Below are 20,510 nucleotides of genomic sequence, written 5' to 3' on the forward strand. Positions count from 1 at the left end.
ATGACAAGTAAAGATTTTTTAGAACTTATTAAAAAAGAAGCAAATCAAAACGATTATGAAAGATACTTAAAACAGTTAGTTTATAAAAAAGTATCTTCAGATGAAAATATTGCTATTTTTGAAGTAAACAATAAATATATAGCTTCATGGATAAAAAGTAAATTTACAGATTTAATCCAACACTGTTTTGAAATTTATGATAGTTCAAAACCAAAAATAGAGATAAGACTAGCTGGTGAAAAAAAGACAAAAAAAGAGATTTTAAAAGAGCAAGTTGAAAATCAAAGTTCTGAAAGCACTATTTTAAATCCATCTTACACTTTTGATTCATTTGTTGTTGGTTCTTCAAATCAAATGGCATATAATGCCTCTTTAGCAGTTGCTACAAAACCAGGTATTCAATATAACCCTCTATTTATTTATGGGGGAACAGGTCTAGGAAAAACTCACCTTTTACAAGCAATTGGAAATCATGCTTTAGAAAATGGAAAAACTGTAATTTATGTAACAATTGAACAATTTATGAATGATTTTACATTTTCAATTAAAAATAAAAATATGGAACATTTTCGTGCAAAATATAGAAATTGTGATGTTTTATTGATAGATGATGTTCAATTTTTAAGTGGAAAAGAACAAACTCAAGAGGAGTTTTTTCACACTTTTAATGAACTTCATAATGCAAAAAAACAGATAGTTATGACTAGTGATAGACTTCCTTCTCAAATAGCTAGTCTTGTTGATAGATTAAAATCAAGATTTGAATGGGGATTAACAGCTGATGTCCAAATACCAGGACTTGAAACAAAAATAGCTATTATTGAAAAAAAATCTGAATTAAACGGAATAAAATTAAGTAAAGAGATTATAAATTTTATTGCAACTTCACTAGATAATTCTATTAGAGAAATTGAAGGTGTAATTATACGAATAAATGCTAGTGCATCTTTACTTAATCAAGAGATAAATTTAGCAATGGTTCAAGGGCTTTTAAAAGAACAAATCAAAGAGAATAAAGAGAATATTAAACTTCCTGATATAATAAATATTGTTTCAAGTGAATTAAATATAAAACAAAGTGATATAAAATCTAAAAAAAGAACAGCAACAGTTGCAAATGCAAGAAGAGTTGTAATATATCTTGCAAGAGAATTAACTCATAATTCAATGCCTGATATAGCAAAAGTTCTAGGAATGAAAGATCATAGCTCTATTTCTCATAATATTAAAAAAGCAAATGAGTTAATGGAAGAAGATGAAAACTTTAAATTAGTAATTCAAAATTTAAAGAACAAAATCATAAATAAGGAGTAGAAGTTTTAAACTGTTGTGTGAAAAGATGTGAATATATATCTAGTTTTAATCACCTTATAAAGTTTCGATTTTATAGTGCTTTTAACTATATTTTCATCTTTTCACATACACCTACTACTTTTACTAAAAAATAAACAAACATAGGAGAAAAAATGAAGTTTGTAATTACAAAAAATATACTTGAAAATGTTATAGCTTCAATGCAACCTTTTTTAGAAAAAAAAGACTCAAGTGCAATAACATCACATGTATATTTAGAAACACAAAATGATAAACTAATTGTAAAAGCAACTGATTATGAAATTGGTTTAGAAACAACAATAGATAACATTTCTGAAATAGAAGATGGAAAAACAACAGTAAATGGAAATAATTTACTTGGAATTATTAAAAGATTAAAAAATGAAAATATTACTTTAGAAACAAATGGAAATAATCTTGTAATAAAACAGAATAAATCAATATTTAAACTTCCAACTTATGATGCAAATGAATATCCAATACTAAACAAATATGAAAATCTAAAAGAGTTATCAATTTCAACTATGAACTTTATAAACTCTATTAAAAAAATAACTCCTTCTATTGATAATAACAATCCTAAATTTGAATTAAATGGAGCATTATTAGATATAAAAAGTCAAAAAATAAACTTTGTTTCAACAGATACTAGAAGATTAGCATTATCATATTTAGAAAATATATCAAATGATGAAATACAATTAATTATTCCTAAAAAAGCAATTATAGAAATTCAAAAACTATTTTTAGATAATGCAAAAATTTATTGTGACCAAACAAACTTAATTGTTTCAAATGAAAATACAAAATTTTTTACAAAACTTATAAATGGAAAATTTCCTGATTATGAAAGAATTATTCCATCAACATTAAAATATAGTTTCCCACTACCTAAAAATATTTTAGTTGAATCAATTAAACTTGTAACTTCACTATTTTCAAATATTAAAATTACATTCAATCCAAAATATATAATTTTTGAGTCATTAGATGAAGATAGTGTTGCTACAACTCAAATAGATATTGATATAAATATTCCAAATGAGTTCTATTTAGCTGTAAATGCAAAATATCTACTTGATTTTTTAAGTACTTCAAATAGTGAAAAAATAAAAATAGGATTTAATGAGTCGAATTTACCATTTTATTTAGAAGATGATAAATTTTATACAGTTGTAATGCCAATTGTTTTAGAAAAATAATAATAAGGATTTATAAAAATGTCACAACAAGAGTATGGTGCTAGTAATATTAAAGTTTTAAAAGGTCTTGAAGCTGTTAGAAAAAGACCAGGTATGTATATAGGTGATACAAATATAAATGGTCTTCATCATTTGATTTATGAAGTTGTTGATAACTCTATTGATGAAGCAATGGCAGGATTTTGTAAAAATATTAAAGTAACTTTAACAAAAGATGGTTGGGCTAAAATTGAAGATGATGGAAGAGGAATTCCAACTGCAATTCACCCAACTGAAGGTATAAGTGCTGCAACTGTTGCTCTAACTGTACTTCATGCTGGTGGAAAATTTGATAAAGATACTTATAAAGTTTCAGGTGGACTTCACGGTGTTGGGGTTTCAGTTGTAAATGCTCTATCAAAACATCTTAAAATGACAATTTATAGAGAAGGAAAAATTCATTATCAAGAGTTTAAAGAAGGAATTCCACAAGGAACTTTAGAAGTAATAGGAGATAGTCCAAGAAAAACAGGAACTACTATTGAATTTTTAGTTGATGACTCTATTTTTGAAGTTATAAAATATGAGTTTAATATTCTTAAAAAAAGATTTAAAGAAGTAGCTTATTTAAATCCAATTATCTCTATAACATTAGAAGATGAAGCAGCTAAAATTAAAGAAGTTTACCACTTTGAAGGTGGAATTAAACAATTTGTTGCTGATATGAATAAAGAGACAGCTTTATGTGAGGTTATATATTTTAGTGATAAAGTTGATGGAGTTGAAGTTGATATTGCTATGATGTATAATGATACATATATAGAAAAAACTCTATCTTTTGTAAATAATATTAGAACAATAGATGGAGGAACTCACGAAGCAGGTTTTAAAGCAGGGCTTACAAGAAGTATCTCTAAATATTTAAATGAAAATGCAGCTGCAAGAGAAAAAGATACAAAAATAACAGGTGATGATGTAAGAGAAGGTTTAATTGCTGTTGTTTCTGTTAAAGTTCCTGAACCTCAATTTGAAGGACAAACAAAAGGAAAATTGGGAAGCTCTTATGTTAGACCAATTGCTCAAAAATTAACTGGAGATAATTTAGATAAATATTTTGAAGAAAATCCAACTCATGCAAAAGCTGTAATGGAAAAATCTTTAATGGCAGCAAGAGGAAGAGAAGCTGCTAAAAAAGCAAGAGAATTAACTAGAAAAAAAGACTCTATGAGTGTTGGAACACTTCCTGGAAAACTTGCAGATTGTCAAAGTAAAGATCCAGCAATTAAAGAACTTTATTTAGTTGAGGGAGATTCTGCTGGTGGAAGTGCAAAACAAGGAAGAGATAGAGTTTATCAAGCAATTTTACCACTAAAAGGGAAAATTCTTAATGTTGAAAAATCAAGACTTGATAAAATTTTAAAATCTGATGAAATTAGAAATATTATTACAGCTTTAGGTTGTGGAATAGGTGAAGATTTTGATGAAGAAAAAATCAGATACCATAAAATCATAATTATGACAGATGCCGATGTTGATGGTAGCCATATTCAAACTCTACTTTTAACATTTTTCTTTAGATTTTTAAGACCAGTAGTTGAAAAAGGTTATTTATATATTGCTCAACCACCACTTTATAGATATAAAAAAGGTAAAAATGAGATATATTTAAAAGATAATGGAGCTTTATCTTCATATTTAATTGAAAATGGTTTAGAAAATTTTGAGTTTGAAGGTATGGGATATAATGATTTATTAGATCTATTTAAACAAGTAGCAAGATATAGAGCTATGCTTGAACAGTTAGCAAAAAGATACTCTTTACTTGAAGTATTAAAACACCTAATTGAAAATAGTGATTTAGTAAATCTTGAATTTAGCACTTTATATGAAAAAGTAAAAGAGTTTATTGAAAATAAAGGGCATAATATTTTATCAAAAACTGTAACTCAAGATAAAATTCAATTATTTGTTCAAACAAAAGAGGGTCTTGAAGAGTTAATTATTGATGATGAACTTTTTGCATCTCCATATTTTAGTGAATCTACATTTATTTTTAATAAGTTAAAAGAGAGAGATTTAGCACTATTTGATGGAAGAGATTTAATTGAGCTTCTTGAAGAAATAGAGAGTTTAGCTAAAAAAGGTGCTTATATTCAAAGATATAAAGGTCTTGGAGAGATGAATCCTGAACAACTTTGGGAGACAACAATGACACCTGAAAATAGAAGGCTTTTAAGAGTAAAAATAGAAGATGCAGAAGCTGCTAGTGATACATTTACTCTATTTATGGGTGATGAAGTAGAACCAAGAAGAAATTATATAGAATCTCACGCAAAAGATGTTGAACATCTTGATGTATAAAAATAACTAAGATTTTAAATCTTAGTTATAAAACTTTTTATAAAAAATTCAAAAAAAAGGTTAATAATGGAAATAAAATATGGTGAAAAAGAGATTTTAGAATTTGATATAAATAATCCTGAAAATTTTTGGCCAAATGAACATAGTAAAAATTATATAATAGATATTGAATTACCAGAGTTTATGGCAAAATGCCCAAGAAGTGGTTATCCAGATTTTGCAACAATTAAAATACAATATACTCCAAATAAAAGTGTTATTGAATTAAAAGCTTTGAAGATTTATATAAACTCTTTTATGAATAGATATATCTCTCATGAGAACTCTGCAAATGAGATTTTTGATACACTTTTTTCTAAGCTAGAACCAAGATGGCTTAAAGTTATAGCAGATTTTAAACCACGAGGAAATGTTCATACAGTTATTGAAATAGATAGCTCAAAAATATAAGAGAAAAGCCTTGCAAAGATTAGTTACAACAAAAGAAGCTTCAGAAATTTTGGGCTTATCTTTACAAGGAATTCATTATAGAATTAAAAATAATCAATTAAAATCGCAGAAAAAAGATGGAAAACTCTTTGTTTATCTTGATGATAATTTAACTTATAACAATCAAAATTCAAATACAAATAATCATAATATAAAACTAGATTTTAATACTTTTGATAAGGTAATTGAGTCAAAAGATGAACAAATTTCACTTTTAAAAAAGTCAATAAAATGGATGAGAAAACAGTATGTTTCAGAAATTGAGAGACTTGAAAAAAATCAAAAAAGGATAATTGAAGTTTTTAATAGTGAAATAAAACTTTTGCAAAGTGCTTTTAATGAGATGAGAGCTATATATAAACCACAAATAGAAGATAAAAAAGAGTTTTCTAAATCTAGCTCAAGCTCAAATGAATTTATTACGATAAAAGAGTTCTTTGCTATTTTAAAAAGAGCAAATAAGAGTGAAATTGAGATAAAAGGCATTATTTTTAATGCTATAAAAAAAGGTGATAAAAGATTTATTTATAATAAAAAAGATAAAAAACTTTTGATTTTAAATGAAGATTTTAATGATTTGATTTAAAAATTTGAAGTACAAAAAAGTACTCCTTTCCAGATACCCAATCACAACCCTAAAAAAGGTGCCTTGCTATGTTCCCATCCTGGGGCTTTGCCTTTAGTAAAACTTGAAAGGGTCTAAAAAGGAGCATTCAAAACATTTTTTATGTTCTCAATGCTACTTTTTAAAGATTTGGATTATAACCAAGATAAGATTAATCTATTATAAAAAAGAGAATTATGGCATATTTAATACTTTTTATATCTGCATTTTTATCAGCAACACTACTTCCACTAGGAAGTGAAGCTTTGCTTATTTATAATATTAAAGAGGGATATAATATTTATCTTCTTCTGCTTATTGCAACTTTAGGGAATAGTCTTGGTTCAGTTTTAAACTACTATCTAGGATTAAAAGGTGAAGAGTATTTAGTAAATAAAAAATTTATCAAAGAGAAATATATAAATTTGTCAAAAAACTATTTTGATAAATATGGAGCTATTTGTATACTTTTAGCTTGGTTACCAATAATTGGAGATCCTATTACATTTGTAGCTGGAGTTTTAAGATATAATTTTAAAATATTTGTTATTTTAGTAGTAATATCAAAGCTATCAAGATATCTTTTTATAGCTTTGATAATTTAGTTTAGATTTTTCCTACAATAATTTTTTCAAGCCATTTTATATGTCTAGGACCATTTTTTATATCATCTATACTAATAAGTGCAATTTTTCCTTGATAATCTTCAAGATATTTTCCATTTTTCTTATAAAAAACTATAATATTATCGCCTAGTTTTGTATTAAAAACCTCATTGTATGAAAAAATTGTTTCATAACCATCTGTTGCAATAACTTTAAAATATGTGTTATTATAATCCTTTTTACTCTCTGCTTTTTATAATAGCCTTATCAATAATATCTTTTAATAAAACACCTTCATAGCTTTCTACATTGTCTTTTGTCTCGCCACTCATACAAACAACAGGAGTTGAGCCACTTTTAAAATAACTCATTTTTTCAAGCTCTTTTACATCTAATTTTAGTATATTTTCTACTAAACCAGAAACTTCAATTTGTGTTGATATCTTATAATTTTCATTTGCAAATAGGCTAAATGTAAATATTAAAACTAATAATACTTTTCTCATTTTTCAACTTCCCATGATATAAATGCCCAAATTAGGAACTCTTTTATCTTCTTATTTTTATAAGTTGTATTAAAATACTCTCTTAAAATTTTTTCCTCTTTTTTAGACATTTTTCCTAAACTCCATTTTAGGCTTTGGATAAATTCATCAACATTAGGAGTATCAAATTTTGAATTTTTTGTTTTTATAAAATCAACCTTTGCAAAAATTCCCATACCATGTAGAGTATTTACTAGATATATATAATCAGGTCTTGGAATAATCTCTCTTTTTATTTGAGCCAGAATATCTCTATCTACAAAACTTCCACCAACTTTTGTAGTAAGATATACTCTTTTATTTGCTTTTTCATTTAATTTTTTTAAAGCTTTTTTTATATTTTTTACTTCCATTGACCTACTAGCTACAACAATATCAGCATTTGGAACATCTTCCCAATTATCATACCAAGATTTATGAATAGTTGTAAGATTTTCAATATTTTTCTCTTTTGCATTTTGTTTTGCATAATTTAACATTTCACTTGAATAATCAAGTGCATAAACATTTTTTAATTTATCAGCAAGTGCTAGTGAAATTGTTGCTGGACCACTTCCAACATCAAGTAGAGTTTCACAATCTTTTATATCAACCTTACTTATAAACTCTTTTGTATATGGGCTGTTTATAACATTTTGACTAAAATATTGGGCTTTTTTATCCCAATCTCCACTACTTTTACCCTTGAAAGTAGAGTTTTTCATCTGTTTTTTATATAGTTTTGCAAAATCTAATTTGTCCAAATTTGTATTCTTTAATGCCATTTCTTCTCCTTATATTTTTGGTATATAAAATATCAGTACCTTAAAATTTTTTAATTATACTCCTCTTATTATAGGAGTAAATGCTTTTGTACTTACATTTACTTTTTGCCCAATCTCTAAAAATTTTGTTTCTTCATTACTTATTATAACTTCAACAATTTGTTGCCCAATAGCAACAATAGCTATGTTTATAACATCAACTTTTATAATCTCTAAAAGTTCACCTTCAAAACTAAATTTTTGGCTACCTTGAGTTTTTAGAAGAATATCTTTTGGTAAACCATCATCAATAACCTTACCACTATTAATAACTAAAACTCTTGACCCAAGTCGATACATCTCACTAGGATCATGACTTACCATAATTGTAGTTGTATTAAACTCTTTATGTAGAGTTAATATCTCAGTTTGAAGTTTTGCTCTCATGAGAGGATCAAGTGCTGAGAGCGGTTCATCCATAAGAAGTATTTTTGGTCTTTTCATTAAAGCTCTACAAAGACTAACTCTTTGTTTTTGTCCACCACTTAAAGAGTTTGGATATCTATTTCTTAACTCATACATATCTGTCATACTTAAGAGATATTTTGCTAACTCTTTATCTTTCTTTACATAAAGTAGATTGTCAATTACACTTAAATTTGGAAATAGGGCATAATCTTGAAAAACAAAACCAATATCTCTTTTTTGAATAGGTTTTGAGTAGTTTTTATCTAACCAAATTTCATTATCTACAATAATCTCTCCATTAGCCTCTTCAAGTCCAGCAAGTATTCTTAAAATAGTAGTTTTCCCACTTCCACTAACACCACTTAATGCTACAAACTCTCCGCTATTTAAAGTTAGATTTATATCTAAAAGCATTTTTCCAATACTTCCATGAAGCTCTTTATTTATATTTAATTTTATCATCTATATAAACCTATCTTTCTTTTGATTACCATTAAAAATATAAACTGCTAGTAGAGTTAAAAAACTTATAATAATCATAATTAAACTATAAATATGAGCATTTTTATAGTCTAATACTTCAACAAATTCATATATAGCAATGGCCGCAACTCTTGTCTCATTTGGAATACTTCCTCCAATCATTAAAACAACTCCAAACTCTCCAACAGTATGTGCAAAAGTTATGATAAGTGCAGTTAATAGTGAAGGTTTTATATTTGGTAGTGCAACTAATAAAACTGTTTTAAATTTACTTTTTCCACTAATATAACTAGCTTCAATCATATTTTTATTTAAACTTTCAAATCCACTTTGAAGAGGTTGTACCATAAAAGGAAAACTATAAATACAACTAGCGATAATTATTCCATAAAAATTAAATACTAGTTTTATTCCAAAATAGTCTTGAAAAAATTGACCAATTGGAGAGTTATGAGATAAGCCCCAAAGAAGATAAAATCCTAAAACTGTTGGTGGAACAACTAATGGCATAGTTGAAAGGGCTTCTAAAAATGGCTTAGATTTTGACTTTGTTTGAGATAAATACCAAGCAAGTGGCATACATATAATAAACAAAATCAAAGTTGTAATAAATGCTAATTTAAACGATAAAATAAATGGTGCATAGTCTACATTTAATAAATAATCAATCATTTAAAACCCTTAGAATAGATAAATCACTAGCTTTTATCAAAATATTTACTTCATTATCTTTTTTTAAATCTAGTTTTATTGAAGACTCTTTTGTGATGATACTTTCTAAGTTTGTATCTGCTATTTGTAAAGAGATTGAACTAAGTAGTTCTCCATTTCTTATATCAGTTATTTTTGCAAGAGCTTGATTTGATAGACTAATATCATCTATAAATTTTTTTGAGATTATTATATTTGTTGGCTTTACTAAAAGTTCAACATATTTTCCAACTTTTACATCAGAGTTTAAATCTAAACTCATCATTTTAAAAATCATATTATTAAACTCAAATTTTACGATATTTAAACTATCTAAAGTTTGAATATCTTTTACTCTTGCAATCATAACTTACTCTTCTTTATTTTACTAAATAACCAAAATCAATAAAGATTTTTTTAGCTTTTTCACCTAAAATAAAATCATAGAAAGCTTTTGCTTCAGCATTATCTTTTGCTTTACTTAAAATAACAATTCCTTGGTCAATAGGAGTATATAATTTTGGATCAACACTTACCCAGTTTACATTCTCTTTGTATTGAGACATTTTTTCATCATATAAAGATGATTTTGCAATAAACCCAACATCAGCAGCTGTCATAGCATAAGTTACTGCTTGAGAGATAGATTCAGCATAAACAAATTTATTTTCTACTTTATCTAAAATGTTTGCATTTTTCATAGCTTCAAGAGCAGCAGTTCCATAAGGTGCTGTTTTTGGATTTGCAACAGCAATTTTTGAGATAGAATCTTCAGCTATTAATTTAATTCCTTTAGAGAAATCTAATTGTTTTGCACTTAACATTGCTAAACTTCCTTGAGCATAAATAACTGGTTTTGTAGCAGTTAAATTCTCTTTTTCTAAAGTTTCTGGGAATTTCATATCAGCACTCATAAAGATATCAAATGGTGCTCCATTTTGAATTTGAGTTGTGAATTTTCCACTACTTCCAAGAACTACTTCTACTTTTGTATCTGGGTTTGTTTTATTGAACTCAGCGATTAAATTATTAATTGCATAACTAACATTTGCAGCAACTGCTACATTAATTGTTCCAGCAAAAATAGTTGAACATAAAAATGCTAATCCTAAAATAATTTTTTTCATATTTTTTCCTTATTTTCCTATCATAATATCAGATGCCTTGATAATTGCATCAACTTTTGTTCCAATTTGTAAATCCATATTTTTTATAGAGTTTGCAGTTACAATCGCAACAACTTTATCCTCATTTCCAATATTTATTACAACTTCAGCATTAACTGCTCCTAAACTTATCTCTTCAATAGTACCTTTTAAACTATTTCTTGCGCTAAGTTTTAAGTTACTTTCAGTAGATAATAAAACATTACTAGATTTAATAACAGCAACAACTTCATCATCAATAGTTAAGCCAAGATTCTCGATAGAACTATTTGTGATAATAGAAACTAATCTATTTCCACTTTTTAGTTTTATTTGAACTTCAGCATTAACTGCTCCTAATGAAATATTTTCAACTATACCAACTATTTGGTTTCTTGCACTAATTTGCATTGATAATCTCCTTATAGTTTTTAAAGATCCTGTATTCAAATCAGTAATTCGATTTAGATTTTCAATAAACTTTCTTTGCTCCTCTTTTAACAAAAAATATGTTGTTAAAAGGTTCTCTCCATATTTTGTAAGGGTTGTTCCTCCGCCCCCCGCACCACCAGTTTCTCTTAAAACTATTGGTGTATTTGATAAATTATTCATAGCTTCAACAGTCTCCCAAGCAGTTTTATAGCTCATAGGAACTTCTTTTGCTGCTTTATTTATAGAACCAGTTTTTTTGATAGCCATAAGTAATTCAATTCTTTTTTCAAGTAAAAAAGGTTGATTTAAAAGCTCTAAAGTCAAATTTGATGATATTGACATTTTAATCCTTTGTTATATTAAATAATATATAACGCAAGTAAATATTAGCTTTATATACCTTAATAAATAATGTAATTTTATAAAAATAATATGTTATTATTACAAAATTTAACTATAAATAAGGCTTTCTCAATGGATTTAAACTATCTTTTAATATATTTCCTTGCAACAACAGTTTTTAGTTTTTTAATAGGATTAGAAGTAAAAGCTTATATGGCAAAGTTTCATGAAAATGACGACAAAATTTTTTTAGGAACAACAAGAACTTATACCTTTATAGGGATAGTTGGATTTATCTTCTATAAAATTGAACCTCAAAATTTCTCTATTTATATAGTTGGATTTTTAGCTATAACTTTACTTTATGCTATGTTTTTTAATAGATTATTAGAAGATAAAAAAAGTAGTATAGTTTTATACTTAGTTGCAATGATTGTTTATAGTTTTGGAAGTTTAATAAATCTTTTTCCTTTTTGGCTAGTATCTTTAATTTTTGTAATAATAATTTTTTTATTAAATGCAAAAAATAGGCTTTTAAGTTTTAATCTTAAAATTAATATTTATGAGTTAGAGACTTTAGGTAAGATTATTTTACTTTCAGCTGTTGTTTTACCTCTTCTTCCAAAAGATACAACCATTCCATATATAGGTATTTCATTATATAAAATTTGGCTTACAGTTGTAGTAATTTCGACTATTTCATATATTAGTTATCTAATTCAGAAATATTTATTTCCATCAAAAGGTATGCTTTTAACTGGAATTTTAGGTGGGCTATACTCTTCAACTGCTACAACTGTTGTTTTATCAAAAAAGTCTCAAGGTATAGAAAATAGCCATATTTTTACAGCTTCAGTAGTTGGGGCAACGTTGATGATGTATTTAAGACTTACTGTAATTGCAGCAATTTTTAATATGGAAGTTTTTAAAATAGTTTTGTATCCATTTTTAGCTTTTGCAGTTATTTGCTTGATAGTAGTTTTTGTATATTATAAAAAAGCTTCAAATTGTAGTAGTAGTATTGAATTATCAGACTCAAACCCTTTAGAGTTAGGAACAGCATTTTTATTTGCATTTTTATTTATTGTAACTATGATGATTACAAATTTTGTAGTTGATAATTTTGGAGCAACAGGATTAAATGTACTATCTTTAATAATTGGATTTACAGATATTGACCCATTTGTTTTATCTTTATTAGCTGGGAAATATAATATAGATACTGGAGCAGTTGCATCTGCTGTTATAATTGCTTCTGGAAGTAATAATATTTTAAAAGCAGTATATACAATCTGGTTTGGGAAACAAAAAGCAATTTCTGGGTTTGTATTTTTAGCTCTTTTAGGTATTTTAACAATAGTTGTAGGATTATTTTTATAATTTTCCTACATATGGTTACACTTTTATTAAAATTTAGTATAAGTTTTTAAAATAAATGTAAATAAAATAAATTTTTGATATAATCAGAAAAATTAAAATATTGATAATCGATGAGTATAAAACTTACAGCAGAAGTTTAACTAAAACACTATACTCATCGCTTATTAATTTATAGCTCTATCTATTTTACTAAGATAACTCTTTTATGTATTCAATATATTTTTTTGCAAAAGTATTTAATGTCTCTTCACTCAATTTTTTTTCTGTTCCATAAGTAATAAAAGGTTTTTTATAATCCATTTTTATATAGTTTGCAGTACCAAAAAATGGAAAAAGAAACTCTTCAACAGTTTTTTTGTCTTTACCTGATTCACAAAATGCTTTTTCATCTCCTCCACAACTAACAGCAATAGCAAAAGACTTATTTTCTAAATTATAATTATTTCCATATGCAAAATTATGTTCAAGTACAATATCAAAATACTCTTTTAAAAGAGAAGGTGAACTAAACCAGTACATTGGGAATTGGAAAACTATAACATCATGCTTTAATAATAGTTCTTGTTCTTCTTTTGAATTTATTTCAAAATCTTTGAATTTTGAGTACAAATTATTTATTGTTACATTTTCAAGTGTATTAATTGCATTGAAAAGTTTTTTATTTACAACTGATTTCTCAAAATTTGGGTGAACTAAATTTACTAATATTTTCTTCATATTAAATCCTTTTTTTATAAATTTTGATAGTATTATATTAAAATACAAAATAAAATGTAAGTATGTACTTTTATGTAATATACTATCAAAAAGGAAAGTGTATATGAAAGAAAAAGAATCTAAGAATATAACTGAGACACCATTTGGCTATACTTTATCTTTAATTTCAGGGAAATGGAAGATGATAATTTTATATCTATTATCAGAACATGAAGTTATTAGGTATAACGAATTGCAAAGAAAAATAGGTGGTATTACTTATAAAATGCTTAGTTCTCAGCTAAAAGAATTAGAATCAGATGAATTGATTAATAGAAAAGAGTATCCAATGATACCACCAAAAGTTGAATATAGTTTAACAAATCGTGGCAAATCACTTATTCCTATTTTAGATGGAATGTGTCGTTGGGGTTCAAAAGAGAGACCTGAACTACTTTGTATTGTATAAATGTTTTTTATAGTTCCATTTTCTTTAAATAATCACTAATCTTTGGAATATTATCTTTTCTACAAATTAGGCAAGTTGGTATATTTGCTTCAGTTTTTGGCAAAATAGTAATTTTTATATCTTTATCATATCCCATTTTCTTTACTATACTTATAGGAAGTAAAGTTTTTCCCATTCCAACTTTTATACAAGATAAAATTGTCTCTAAATTACCAAAAGATAAGCTTTTTTCAACATAGATATTTTTTTGTTTATAATAACTTTTTAAAAACTCATCATATACACAACCATCTTTAAAGGTCAAAGTTACATTTGGAGTATTTTTCTCTTGAGGTTCCAAAATAGCAATTTCTTCTTCAAATTTTTTTAAAACCATTAAACTATCATTTGTGGGCTCACCACTAACAAAGGCAATATCAACTTTATAATCTAAGATTAATTGCATAATATCTTTTGTAGTTCCTGTAAAAAGTTCAAGTTGTGTATTTGGAAAATCTTTGTGAAGTTTTAGTAAAAAAGGGGAGATTCTTACAACTGCATTACAATCAGTTGAGCCAATCTTTAAAGAACTTAATATGGTATCTTCACATAAACTAGCTATTGAGCTTTCCATTTTATGAATTATCTCCAAAGCTTGTGGGTAAAATTTATCTCCATTTGAAGTTAAAATTACCCCTTTTGGAACTCTATGAAAAAGTTCTAATCCTAAGATTTTTTCAAGCTGTTTTACTCTTGAAGTTACATTTGATTGTGTACATTTTAGTTCATTTGATGCAATAGAGATACTTTTATGGTTTGCAACACTTACAAAAACTTTTAATAAATTTAAATCCATATCATTTTCCCTTATATCACCTATCATTATTGATTATTTGACATAGAATAATCTTTAGTGATATGATAACAAAATTTTGACAAGGATGAGATAATGTTAAAACTTTTTGATAGGAATAATAATATAGCAATTTTAATAGCAGGTATTTTTTCTATAATTATTGGTTTAGGAGTTGCTAGATTTGCTTTTACTGGGCTAATTCCTGCTATGTTGGATGATTATTTAAGTATAAAATTTGTAGGAATTTTAGCATCATTAAATTTTGCTGGATATTTAAGTGGATCACTATTTTCAATATTTATTAAAGATATAAATGTAAAAGTTTATTTGTATAGATTTGGAGTTGTTTTAGCAATTCTTACAACATTTGTTTTATCATATAGTGATAATAACACACTTTGGATGATATCAAGGGTATTAGCTGGTTTTGCAGGAGCTATGTGTTTGATTGTTGGGACAGCAATTGTTATGCAGAAATTAACTATTAAAAGTAAAACAAAAGCTATGGGGATTCATTTTAGTGGGATTGGATTTTCAATTTTAACAACAGATTTAATTGCAAGATTTATTTTGAGTTTAAATTATACTTGGAGAGATTCTTGGAGTGTTTTAGCAATATTTGCAATAATTTTATCATTTTATAGTGTTTACATTTTATCTTTTGATAAAGAGGTTAAGCAAAAAGCAGTTAAAACAAAATTTGATTTCTCTATTTTTACTCCTTTTGTAATAGTTTTGATTATGGCATATTTCGCTGAAGGTGTCGGATTTGTCGTACAAGCTACATTTTTACCTGATATTATAAATAATCTTAAAGGGTTAGAAGGGTATGGGAGTATTACTTGGACACTTGTTGGGGTTGCTGGAATACCATCTTGTATTATTTGGATGCTATTAGCACATAGATTTGGAAGTTCAAATATAATTATAATTGCTTTATTACTACAAGCAGTTGGTATTTTGATACCAGTTTTTTCTACAAATGTTTACCTAAATCTTTTAAGTGGAGTTTTATATGGAGGAACATTTATAGGGCTTGTTGCACTTTTTATGAATCTTGGAGGACAATTATCAAAAGGAAATCCAGTAGTTTTAATGGGTGCTTTAACAACTTCTTATGGAATAGGGCAGGTAATTGCACCATTATATAGTGTATATTTTATTGAAAAATATGGAAGTTATGATTATGCACTTATTTTAACAGCTATTATTGTAGTTGGTGGAGCTATTTTACTATTAATGGCAAAGAAATTTGAGCCAAAAGATATAGATTAAAAAGTTAATTCTATATCTTTTAACTTAGAGATTAAATTTTCGTTATTTTGTGTAGGAACATCTAAAACTATAATATTCGATTTATGAGTTATTTTTAGTTTTGTTGCACCAAACTCTTCTAAACTTGTAATTAGTTTTTCTAAATCTTTTTTTGAGATTTTTGCACTTTTTGATTTAAATCCTATAAAAGAGTAACCACTTTTTACACTCTCATTTATTCCCATTCTTGGTTTTTTTGGCTCTATTCTTGTATTTATAAAACAAGGGTCTTGAATTTTAAAATCTAGCATAGATGATAAAATATTGTTAAAATTTATTAATTCTAAATTTTTTATAAAGCTTTCAAAATTAGTAGATTCTTGTTCTTCTCTTGGACCAAAATCTTTATAAATATTTGCAATAGCTCTAGCTGTTGGGATAATTTGAGAGCTTGTTATATTTCCAATGTAAGTATCTAAGATTTTTACATCAAATACTATTTTATCTTTTACATTTTTAGAGGCATTAAAACTAACATCAGGAGTAAATCCTGCATCACAACCCTCACGGTAACCACTTATTGCAAACTGTAAAGAGTTTGGTAGATTAAAGAAGTTTTTATTTCCAACAAAAGTTTTATTTAATTTATTTGCTAACTCTTCAACATCAAAGATTTGAGTTTTATCAAGACCATTTACAGGGCAAGTTATAACTTTCTTTATACTATGTCCTGATTCAAAAAAGCTTGATAAATCTTGCTCTTTTAAAAGATTAAATATTTTTGGAAGAGAAAAAAGCTTTAAATTTTTAAGCTCTAACTTTTGACCCTCTTTAAAGTTTAACTCTTCTATATCAAATTCGTTTAAGATATTTGATATAGTTTTTAATTGATTTAAATTTAGTTCACCTAAATTTAATGGAATTTTTAAGTTAAAAAATGTTTGTTCACTATCATTTGCATAAATTCCATACCATTTAAATCGCTCTAAATCTTCTTTTGTTACTCTTTCACCTGTAACACAATAGTAAAAAATATCAGCAATAATATCACTGCTTGATTTATCACTTTTTATTTTTTCCATATTTAAGTTGTAAGACATAAAAAACCTTTAAAAAATTTCTTTACATTCCCAGTGTGGAAAATGTTTTCTAACAAGAGCATTAAACTCTATTTCAAAAGCACTATAAGAGCTATCTTTTTTACTTTGATCACTTGATTTTGCTCTTATCATTCCAGCACCGACTGTATTATTTGTAACTCTATCAATTACAATAAAGCTACCCATTGATTTAATCTTATCATAAGTATCATAGGCGATAATTTGTTCTAAATCAAGCTTTGCTCTAGCAATTTCGTTTAGATTTAGAGTATTTGTTGCACTTCTTTCTAAAGTATTTACATCAGTTTTATAATAAAATTGGCTAATAGTTCCAACTGTTGAGCTTGTTGCTCTTTTTATAAAATATTGTTTTCCTTTTATAAGAGGATCTTCACTAAGCCATACTAGATCAACATCAAAATTATTTGCTTCATCTGCTTGTTCATCACTTTTAACAATAACATCACCACGACTTATATCAATCTCATCTTCAAGGGTAAGAGTAATTGCTTGTTCTGCATAGGCATACTCTAAATTTCCATCATAAGTTACAATCTCTTTTATTTTTGAACTTTTTTTAGATGGTAAAACAGTTATTTCATCGCCAACTTTTATAACTCCACTTGCAACTGTTCCACAAAATCCTCTAAAATCAAGATTTGGTCTATTTACATATTGAACAGGAAATCTAAAATGAGTTAAATCTCTATCACTATCAATTTGTACATTTTCTAAATGTTGCATTAGAGTTTCACCTTTATACCAAGGAGATTTACTACTTCTTTCAACTACATTATCCCCATTTAGTGCAGATAGTGGAATCAAAGTTATATTGTTTGTAAGCCCTAACTCTTTTGCAAATTTTAGATAATCCTCTTTTATATTATTAAAAATATCTTCTCTAAAATCCATCAAATCCATCTTATTTACTGCTACAACAATATGTTTTATCCCTAAAAGCTTATTTATAAAAGAGTGTCTTTTTGTTTGAGTTTGTACCCCATATCTTGCATCTATTAAAATAATTGCCAAATTTGCTGTACTTGCACCCGTTGCCATATTTCTTGTATATTGCTCATGTCCTGGAGTATCAGCAATGATAAATTTTCTTTTATCTGTTGCAAAATATCTATAGGCAACATCAATAGTAATCCCTTGTTCTCTCTCACTTTGAAGCCCATCAACTAAAAGTGATAAATCAAATTCATTATCTGTTGAATTATTCTTTTTACTATCTTTTTTTATACTTGCTAATTGGTCTTCAAAAATCATCTTAGAATCGTGAAGTAATCTTCCAATAAGTGTAGATTTTCCATCATCAACATTCCCACAAGTAATAAATCTAAGAAGTTGTTTATTTTCATGCTCTTTTAAATAAGCTTTAATATCATCAATTTTTTCCATTTTAAAAATATCCTTCTATTTTTTTCTTCTCCATAGACCCAGCACTATCGTTGTCTATAACTCTTCCTTGTCGCTCACTTGTTTTTGATAAAAGCATCTCTTCAATTATCTCTTCAAGTGTTGTTGCAGTTGAGTTTACAGCTCCTGTTAGTGGATAACAACCAAGAGTTCTAAATCGTACCCATTCTTCTTTTATTACATCATCTTTTGATATTGGCATTCTGTTATCATCTACCATGATTTTTACACCATCTTTTTCAACTACAGGTCTTTTAGCAGCAAAATATAGAGGAACAATAGGAATTTGCTCCAAATAAATATATTGCCAAATATCTAATTCTGTCCAGTTTGAAAGTGGAAAAACTCTAATGCTTTCATCTTTGTGAACTCTTGCATTGTAGATATTCCATAGTTCAGGTCTTTGGTTTTTTGGATCCCATCTATGATTTTTATCTCTAAAAGAGTATATTCTCTCTTTTGCTCTACTTTTCTCTTCATCTCGTCGTGCACCTCCAAAAACAGCATCAAATTTATATTTATTTAGAGCTTGTTTTAAACCTTGAGTTTTCATAATATCTGTATGAACTGCACTTCCATGAGTAAAAGGACTGATATTCATCTCAATTCCTTCAGGATTTGTATGAACTAAAAGTTCAAAACCTTCCTCTTTTGCTCTTTTATCTCTAAAAGCAATCATCTCTTTAAATTTCCATAAAGTATCCACATGTAAAAGTGGAAATGGTAACTTTGCAGGAGCAAAAGCTTTTAGTGCAAGATGAAGCATAACTGCTGAATCTTTTCCCACACTATACATCATTACAGGATTATCAAACTCTGCAACAACTTCTCTTATTATATGAATTGATTCTGCTTCAAGTTGTTTTAAATGTGTTAATTGTTTTGTATCTAACATTTAATATTTTTTCCTTTTTATTCATTTTTGGAACTTGGAATTTCCTTTACAAATCAATGATTGTTAAAGGTTTTATTCCTTTTTACTTCTTATGAAGTCCACACTCTTTATGTTCTGGGTCTTCCCACCACCATCTTCCAGCTCTTATATCTTCACCCTCTTTGATAGCCCTTGTACAGGGTTCACAACCAATACTAGGATATCCTTTATCATGTAGCTTATTGTATGGAACTTTATTTGCTTTTATATATTCCCAAACTTGGCTCTCACTCCAATTTATAAGAGGATTTAGTTTTATTACTTTAAAATTCTCATCCCATTCAATAATTGGCATATCTTCTCTTGTAATACTTTGAGATGCTCTAAGTCCTGTTATCCAAATATCAACCCCTTTTAAAGCTCTTTTTAGAGGTTCGATTTTTCTTATGTTACAGCAGTTCTTTCTATTTTGTATGCTTTCAAAATGTCCATTTACACCTTGAGTTTTATATAAATTCTCAACACTATCAAATTTTGGGAAAAAAATATCAAGTTTTACACCATATTTTAAATTTGTTTCATCCATTACTTTATATGTTTCGCTATGAAGTCTTCCCGTATCAAGCGTAAATACTCTACTATTTCTATTAACTTTTAAAATCATATCTGTTAGTACTTGATCTTCTGCACTTAAGCTTGAACTTAGAGCTACATTTTTGTGATTTTCTAATATATATTTGATTAAATCACTAGTATTTAAAGATAAAATTTTTTCTTTAATATCATTTACTATTTTTAAATTCATAAAATACCTTAAATTTGATAGTCGTTTTCTGTTGGTTTTACTGTACCAAATTTTATTCTATTCCAAGCTCTTTCATGAAAGTAGTATAAAATCATTTTTGTAATAACTTCAATCGTTCCAATCGAAGCCGCCATAACTAAATTTCCTGTTATAAAGTAAGATACTATAATCGTATCAAGTGTTCCCACTGTTCGCCAAGATATTGCTTTGGCAACTGATCTATAAGGTTTTTCGTGCATAAATTTCCTATAT

General features: G+C 26.9%; 23 protein-coding genes. 9 read left to right on the forward strand and 14 right to left on the reverse strand.

The window, feature by feature from the left end:
- The 6 genes from dnaA to AFAEC_RS00030 all read left to right on the forward strand — a co-directional run bounded on the left by dnaA (position 1) and on the right by AFAEC_RS00030 (position 6,575).
- Positions 1–1,314 (forward strand): chromosomal replication initiator protein DnaA, encoded by a 1,314-nt coding sequence (dnaA, locus tag AFAEC_RS00005; protein WP_026806577.1) that lies wholly within the window; start codon positions 1–3, stop codon positions 1,312–1,314.
- A 152-nt stretch (positions 1,315–1,466) separates the two neighbouring features.
- Positions 1,467–2,537 carry a DNA polymerase III subunit beta gene (dnaN, locus tag AFAEC_RS00010; protein WP_026806576.1) on the forward strand — a complete coding sequence of 357 codons (1,071 nt, stop codon included), beginning with the start codon at positions 1,467–1,469 and terminating at the stop codon, positions 2,535–2,537.
- Positions 2,538–2,555: 18 nt separating this feature from the next.
- A complete protein-coding gene (gyrB, locus tag AFAEC_RS00015) occupies positions 2,556–4,877 on the forward strand; it encodes a DNA topoisomerase (ATP-hydrolyzing) subunit B (RefSeq protein ID WP_026806575.1) in 2,322 nt (773 codons plus the stop codon).
- Positions 4,878–4,949: 72 nt separating this feature from the next.
- The gene (queF, locus tag AFAEC_RS00020; protein ID WP_026806574.1) at positions 4,950–5,327 is read left to right on the forward strand and encodes a preQ(1) synthase; all 378 of its coding nucleotides are present in this window, start codon (positions 4,950–4,952) and stop codon (positions 5,325–5,327) included.
- A gap of 10 nt (positions 5,328–5,337) precedes the next feature.
- Positions 5,338–5,952 carry a hypothetical protein gene (locus tag AFAEC_RS00025; protein WP_026806573.1) on the forward strand — a complete coding sequence of 205 codons (615 nt, stop codon included), beginning with the start codon at positions 5,338–5,340 and terminating at the stop codon, positions 5,950–5,952.
- A 215-nt stretch (positions 5,953–6,167) separates the two neighbouring features.
- Entirely contained in the window at positions 6,168–6,575 is a 408-nt protein-coding gene (locus AFAEC_RS00030) for a YqaA family protein (protein WP_026806572.1), read from the forward strand.
- Between the two features lie 239 nt (positions 6,576–6,814).
- Here AFAEC_RS00030 and AFAEC_RS00035 read toward each other — a convergent pair whose 3' ends face one another.
- The 7 genes from AFAEC_RS00035 to AFAEC_RS00065 are packed head-to-tail and all read right to left on the reverse strand — an operon-like array spanning position 6,815 to position 11,423.
- The gene (locus AFAEC_RS00035; protein WP_026806571.1) at positions 6,815–7,081 is read right to left on the reverse strand and encodes a molybdopterin-binding protein; all 267 of its coding nucleotides are present in this window, start codon (positions 7,079–7,081) and stop codon (positions 6,815–6,817) included.
- Complete coding sequence (locus AFAEC_RS00040; RefSeq protein WP_026806570.1) at positions 7,078–7,884, reverse strand: class I SAM-dependent methyltransferase; 807 nt, start codon at positions 7,882–7,884, stop codon at positions 7,078–7,080. Before AFAEC_RS00040 ends, AFAEC_RS00035 begins: the two co-directional genes overlap by 4 nt.
- Positions 7,885–7,938: 54 nt before the next feature.
- Positions 7,939–8,793: an ABC transporter ATP-binding protein gene (locus AFAEC_RS00045; protein ID WP_026806569.1), complete on the reverse strand. Its 855-nt coding sequence runs from the start codon at positions 8,791–8,793 to the stop codon at positions 7,939–7,941.
- On the reverse strand, positions 8,794–9,486 hold the full coding sequence (modB, locus tag AFAEC_RS00050) for a molybdate ABC transporter permease subunit (RefSeq protein ID WP_026806568.1): 693 nt from the start codon (positions 9,484–9,486) through the stop codon (positions 8,794–8,796).
- Positions 9,479–9,871 (reverse strand): TOBE domain-containing protein, encoded by a 393-nt coding sequence (locus AFAEC_RS00055; RefSeq protein WP_026806567.1) that lies wholly within the window; start codon positions 9,869–9,871, stop codon positions 9,479–9,481. Before AFAEC_RS00055 ends, modB begins: the two co-directional genes overlap by 8 nt.
- 13 nt (positions 9,872–9,884) lie before the next feature.
- Positions 9,885–10,631, reverse strand: a complete 747-nt coding sequence (gene modA, locus AFAEC_RS00060) for a molybdate ABC transporter substrate-binding protein (RefSeq protein ID WP_026806566.1) — start codon at positions 10,629–10,631, stop codon at positions 9,885–9,887.
- Positions 10,632–10,640: 9 nt separating this feature from the next.
- Positions 10,641–11,423 (reverse strand): TOBE domain-containing protein, encoded by a 783-nt coding sequence (locus tag AFAEC_RS00065; protein WP_026806565.1) that lies wholly within the window; start codon positions 11,421–11,423, stop codon positions 10,641–10,643.
- Positions 11,424–11,555: 132 nt separating this feature from the next.
- Between AFAEC_RS00065 and AFAEC_RS00070 the strand changes: the two genes are divergently transcribed.
- Positions 11,556–12,803 (forward strand): MgtC/SapB family protein, encoded by a 1,248-nt coding sequence (locus AFAEC_RS00070; RefSeq protein ID WP_026806564.1) that lies wholly within the window; start codon positions 11,556–11,558, stop codon positions 12,801–12,803.
- A gap of 189 nt (positions 12,804–12,992) precedes the next feature.
- On the opposite strand, the gene AFAEC_RS00075 is transcribed toward AFAEC_RS00070, so the two are convergent.
- Positions 12,993–13,520 carry an NAD(P)H-dependent oxidoreductase gene (locus tag AFAEC_RS00075; RefSeq protein ID WP_026806563.1) on the reverse strand — a complete coding sequence of 176 codons (528 nt, stop codon included), beginning with the start codon at positions 13,518–13,520 and terminating at the stop codon, positions 12,993–12,995.
- Between the two features lie 103 nt (positions 13,521–13,623).
- On the opposite strand from AFAEC_RS00075, the gene AFAEC_RS00080 reads away from it, so the two are divergent.
- Positions 13,624–13,968 (forward strand): winged helix-turn-helix transcriptional regulator, encoded by a 345-nt coding sequence (locus AFAEC_RS00080; protein WP_119173172.1) that lies wholly within the window; start codon positions 13,624–13,626, stop codon positions 13,966–13,968.
- Between the two features lie 7 nt (positions 13,969–13,975).
- Here AFAEC_RS00080 and AFAEC_RS00085 read toward each other — a convergent pair whose 3' ends face one another.
- Positions 13,976–14,803 (reverse strand): LysR family transcriptional regulator, encoded by an 828-nt coding sequence (locus tag AFAEC_RS00085; RefSeq protein ID WP_026806561.1) that lies wholly within the window; start codon positions 14,801–14,803, stop codon positions 13,976–13,978.
- 93 nt (positions 14,804–14,896) lie between these two features.
- On the opposite strand from AFAEC_RS00085, the gene AFAEC_RS00090 reads away from it, so the two are divergent.
- A complete protein-coding gene (locus AFAEC_RS00090) occupies positions 14,897–16,078 on the forward strand; it encodes a YbfB/YjiJ family MFS transporter (protein WP_026806560.1) in 1,182 nt (393 codons plus the stop codon).
- On the opposite strand, the gene AFAEC_RS00095 is transcribed toward AFAEC_RS00090, so the two are convergent.
- The 5 genes from AFAEC_RS00095 to AFAEC_RS00115 all read right to left on the reverse strand — a co-directional run bounded on the left by AFAEC_RS00095 (position 16,075) and on the right by AFAEC_RS00115 (position 20,497).
- Positions 16,075–17,157: a sulfite reductase gene (locus AFAEC_RS00095; protein ID WP_026806559.1), complete on the reverse strand. Its 1,083-nt coding sequence runs from the start codon at positions 17,155–17,157 to the stop codon at positions 16,075–16,077. The two genes, AFAEC_RS00090 and AFAEC_RS00095, sit on opposite strands and share 4 nt — an antisense overlap.
- Positions 17,158–17,166: 9 nt before the next feature.
- On the reverse strand, positions 17,167–18,561 hold the full coding sequence (gene cysN / locus AFAEC_RS00100; protein WP_026806558.1) for a sulfate adenylyltransferase subunit CysN: 1,395 nt from the start codon (positions 18,559–18,561) through the stop codon (positions 17,167–17,169).
- A 1-nt stretch (position 18,562) separates the two neighbouring features.
- Positions 18,563–19,474, reverse strand: a complete 912-nt coding sequence (gene cysD / locus AFAEC_RS00105) for a sulfate adenylyltransferase subunit CysD (protein ID WP_026806557.1) — start codon at positions 19,472–19,474, stop codon at positions 18,563–18,565.
- Positions 19,475–19,556: 82 nt separating this feature from the next.
- Positions 19,557–20,258: a phosphoadenylyl-sulfate reductase gene (locus tag AFAEC_RS00110; RefSeq protein WP_026806556.1), complete on the reverse strand. Its 702-nt coding sequence runs from the start codon at positions 20,256–20,258 to the stop codon at positions 19,557–19,559.
- An 8-nt stretch (positions 20,259–20,266) separates the two neighbouring features.
- Positions 20,267–20,497 carry a DUF2061 domain-containing protein gene (locus AFAEC_RS00115; RefSeq protein WP_026806555.1) on the reverse strand — a complete coding sequence of 77 codons (231 nt, stop codon included), beginning with the start codon at positions 20,495–20,497 and terminating at the stop codon, positions 20,267–20,269.
- Positions 20,498–20,510 lie beyond the last annotated feature (13 nt).

The organism is Aliarcobacter faecis, assembly GCF_013201705.1.
GTDB classification, from domain to species: domain Bacteria; phylum Campylobacterota; class Campylobacteria; order Campylobacterales; family Arcobacteraceae; genus Aliarcobacter; species Aliarcobacter faecis.

Coding starts and splice junctions, on each gene's coding strand:
- AFAEC_RS00035 (WP_026806571.1), bottom strand. CDS start 7,081: ATGAGAAAAGTATTATTAGTTTTAATATTTACATTTAGCCTATTTGCA.
- AFAEC_RS00115 (WP_026806555.1), bottom strand. CDS start 20,497: ATGCACGAAAAACCTTATAGATCAGTTGCCAAAGCAATATCTTGGCGA.
- AFAEC_RS00030 (WP_026806572.1), top strand. CDS start 6,168: ATGGCATATTTAATACTTTTTATATCTGCATTTTTATCAGCAACACTA.
- AFAEC_RS00065 (WP_026806565.1), bottom strand. CDS start 11,423: ATGTCAATATCATCAAATTTGACTTTAGAGCTTTTAAATCAACCTTTT.
- AFAEC_RS00055 (WP_026806567.1), bottom strand. CDS start 9,871: ATGATTGCAAGAGTAAAAGATATTCAAACTTTAGATAGTTTAAATATC.
- gyrB (WP_026806575.1), top strand. CDS start 2,556: ATGTCACAACAAGAGTATGGTGCTAGTAATATTAAAGTTTTAAAAGGT.
- AFAEC_RS00040 (WP_026806570.1), bottom strand. CDS start 7,884: ATGGCATTAAAGAATACAAATTTGGACAAATTAGATTTTGCAAAACTA.
- AFAEC_RS00095 (WP_026806559.1), bottom strand. CDS start 17,157: ATGTCTTACAACTTAAATATGGAAAAAATAAAAAGTGATAAATCAAGC.
- AFAEC_RS00110 (WP_026806556.1), bottom strand. CDS start 20,258: ATGAATTTAAAAATAGTAAATGATATTAAAGAAAAAATTTTATCTTTA.
- modA (WP_026806566.1), bottom strand. CDS start 10,631: ATGAAAAAAATTATTTTAGGATTAGCATTTTTATGTTCAACTATTTTT.
- AFAEC_RS00090 (WP_026806560.1), top strand. CDS start 14,897: ATGTTAAAACTTTTTGATAGGAATAATAATATAGCAATTTTAATAGCA.
- dnaA (WP_026806577.1), top strand. CDS start 1: ATGACAAGTAAAGATTTTTTAGAACTTATTAAAAAAGAAGCAAATCAA.
- AFAEC_RS00085 (WP_026806561.1), bottom strand. CDS start 14,803: ATGGATTTAAATTTATTAAAAGTTTTTGTAAGTGTTGCAAACCATAAA.
- AFAEC_RS00075 (WP_026806563.1), bottom strand. CDS start 13,520: ATGAAGAAAATATTAGTAAATTTAGTTCACCCAAATTTTGAGAAATCA.
- cysD (WP_026806557.1), bottom strand. CDS start 19,474: ATGTTAGATACAAAACAATTAACACATTTAAAACAACTTGAAGCAGAA.
- dnaN (WP_026806576.1), top strand. CDS start 1,467: ATGAAGTTTGTAATTACAAAAAATATACTTGAAAATGTTATAGCTTCA.
- AFAEC_RS00080 (WP_119173172.1), top strand. CDS start 13,624: ATGAAAGAAAAAGAATCTAAGAATATAACTGAGACACCATTTGGCTAT.
- AFAEC_RS00070 (WP_026806564.1), top strand. CDS start 11,556: ATGGATTTAAACTATCTTTTAATATATTTCCTTGCAACAACAGTTTTT.
- modB (WP_026806568.1), bottom strand. CDS start 9,486: ATGATTGATTATTTATTAAATGTAGACTATGCACCATTTATTTTATCG.
- cysN (WP_026806558.1), bottom strand. CDS start 18,561: ATGGAAAAAATTGATGATATTAAAGCTTATTTAAAAGAGCATGAAAAT.
- AFAEC_RS00045 (WP_026806569.1), bottom strand. CDS start 8,793: ATGATAAAATTAAATATAAATAAAGAGCTTCATGGAAGTATTGGAAAA.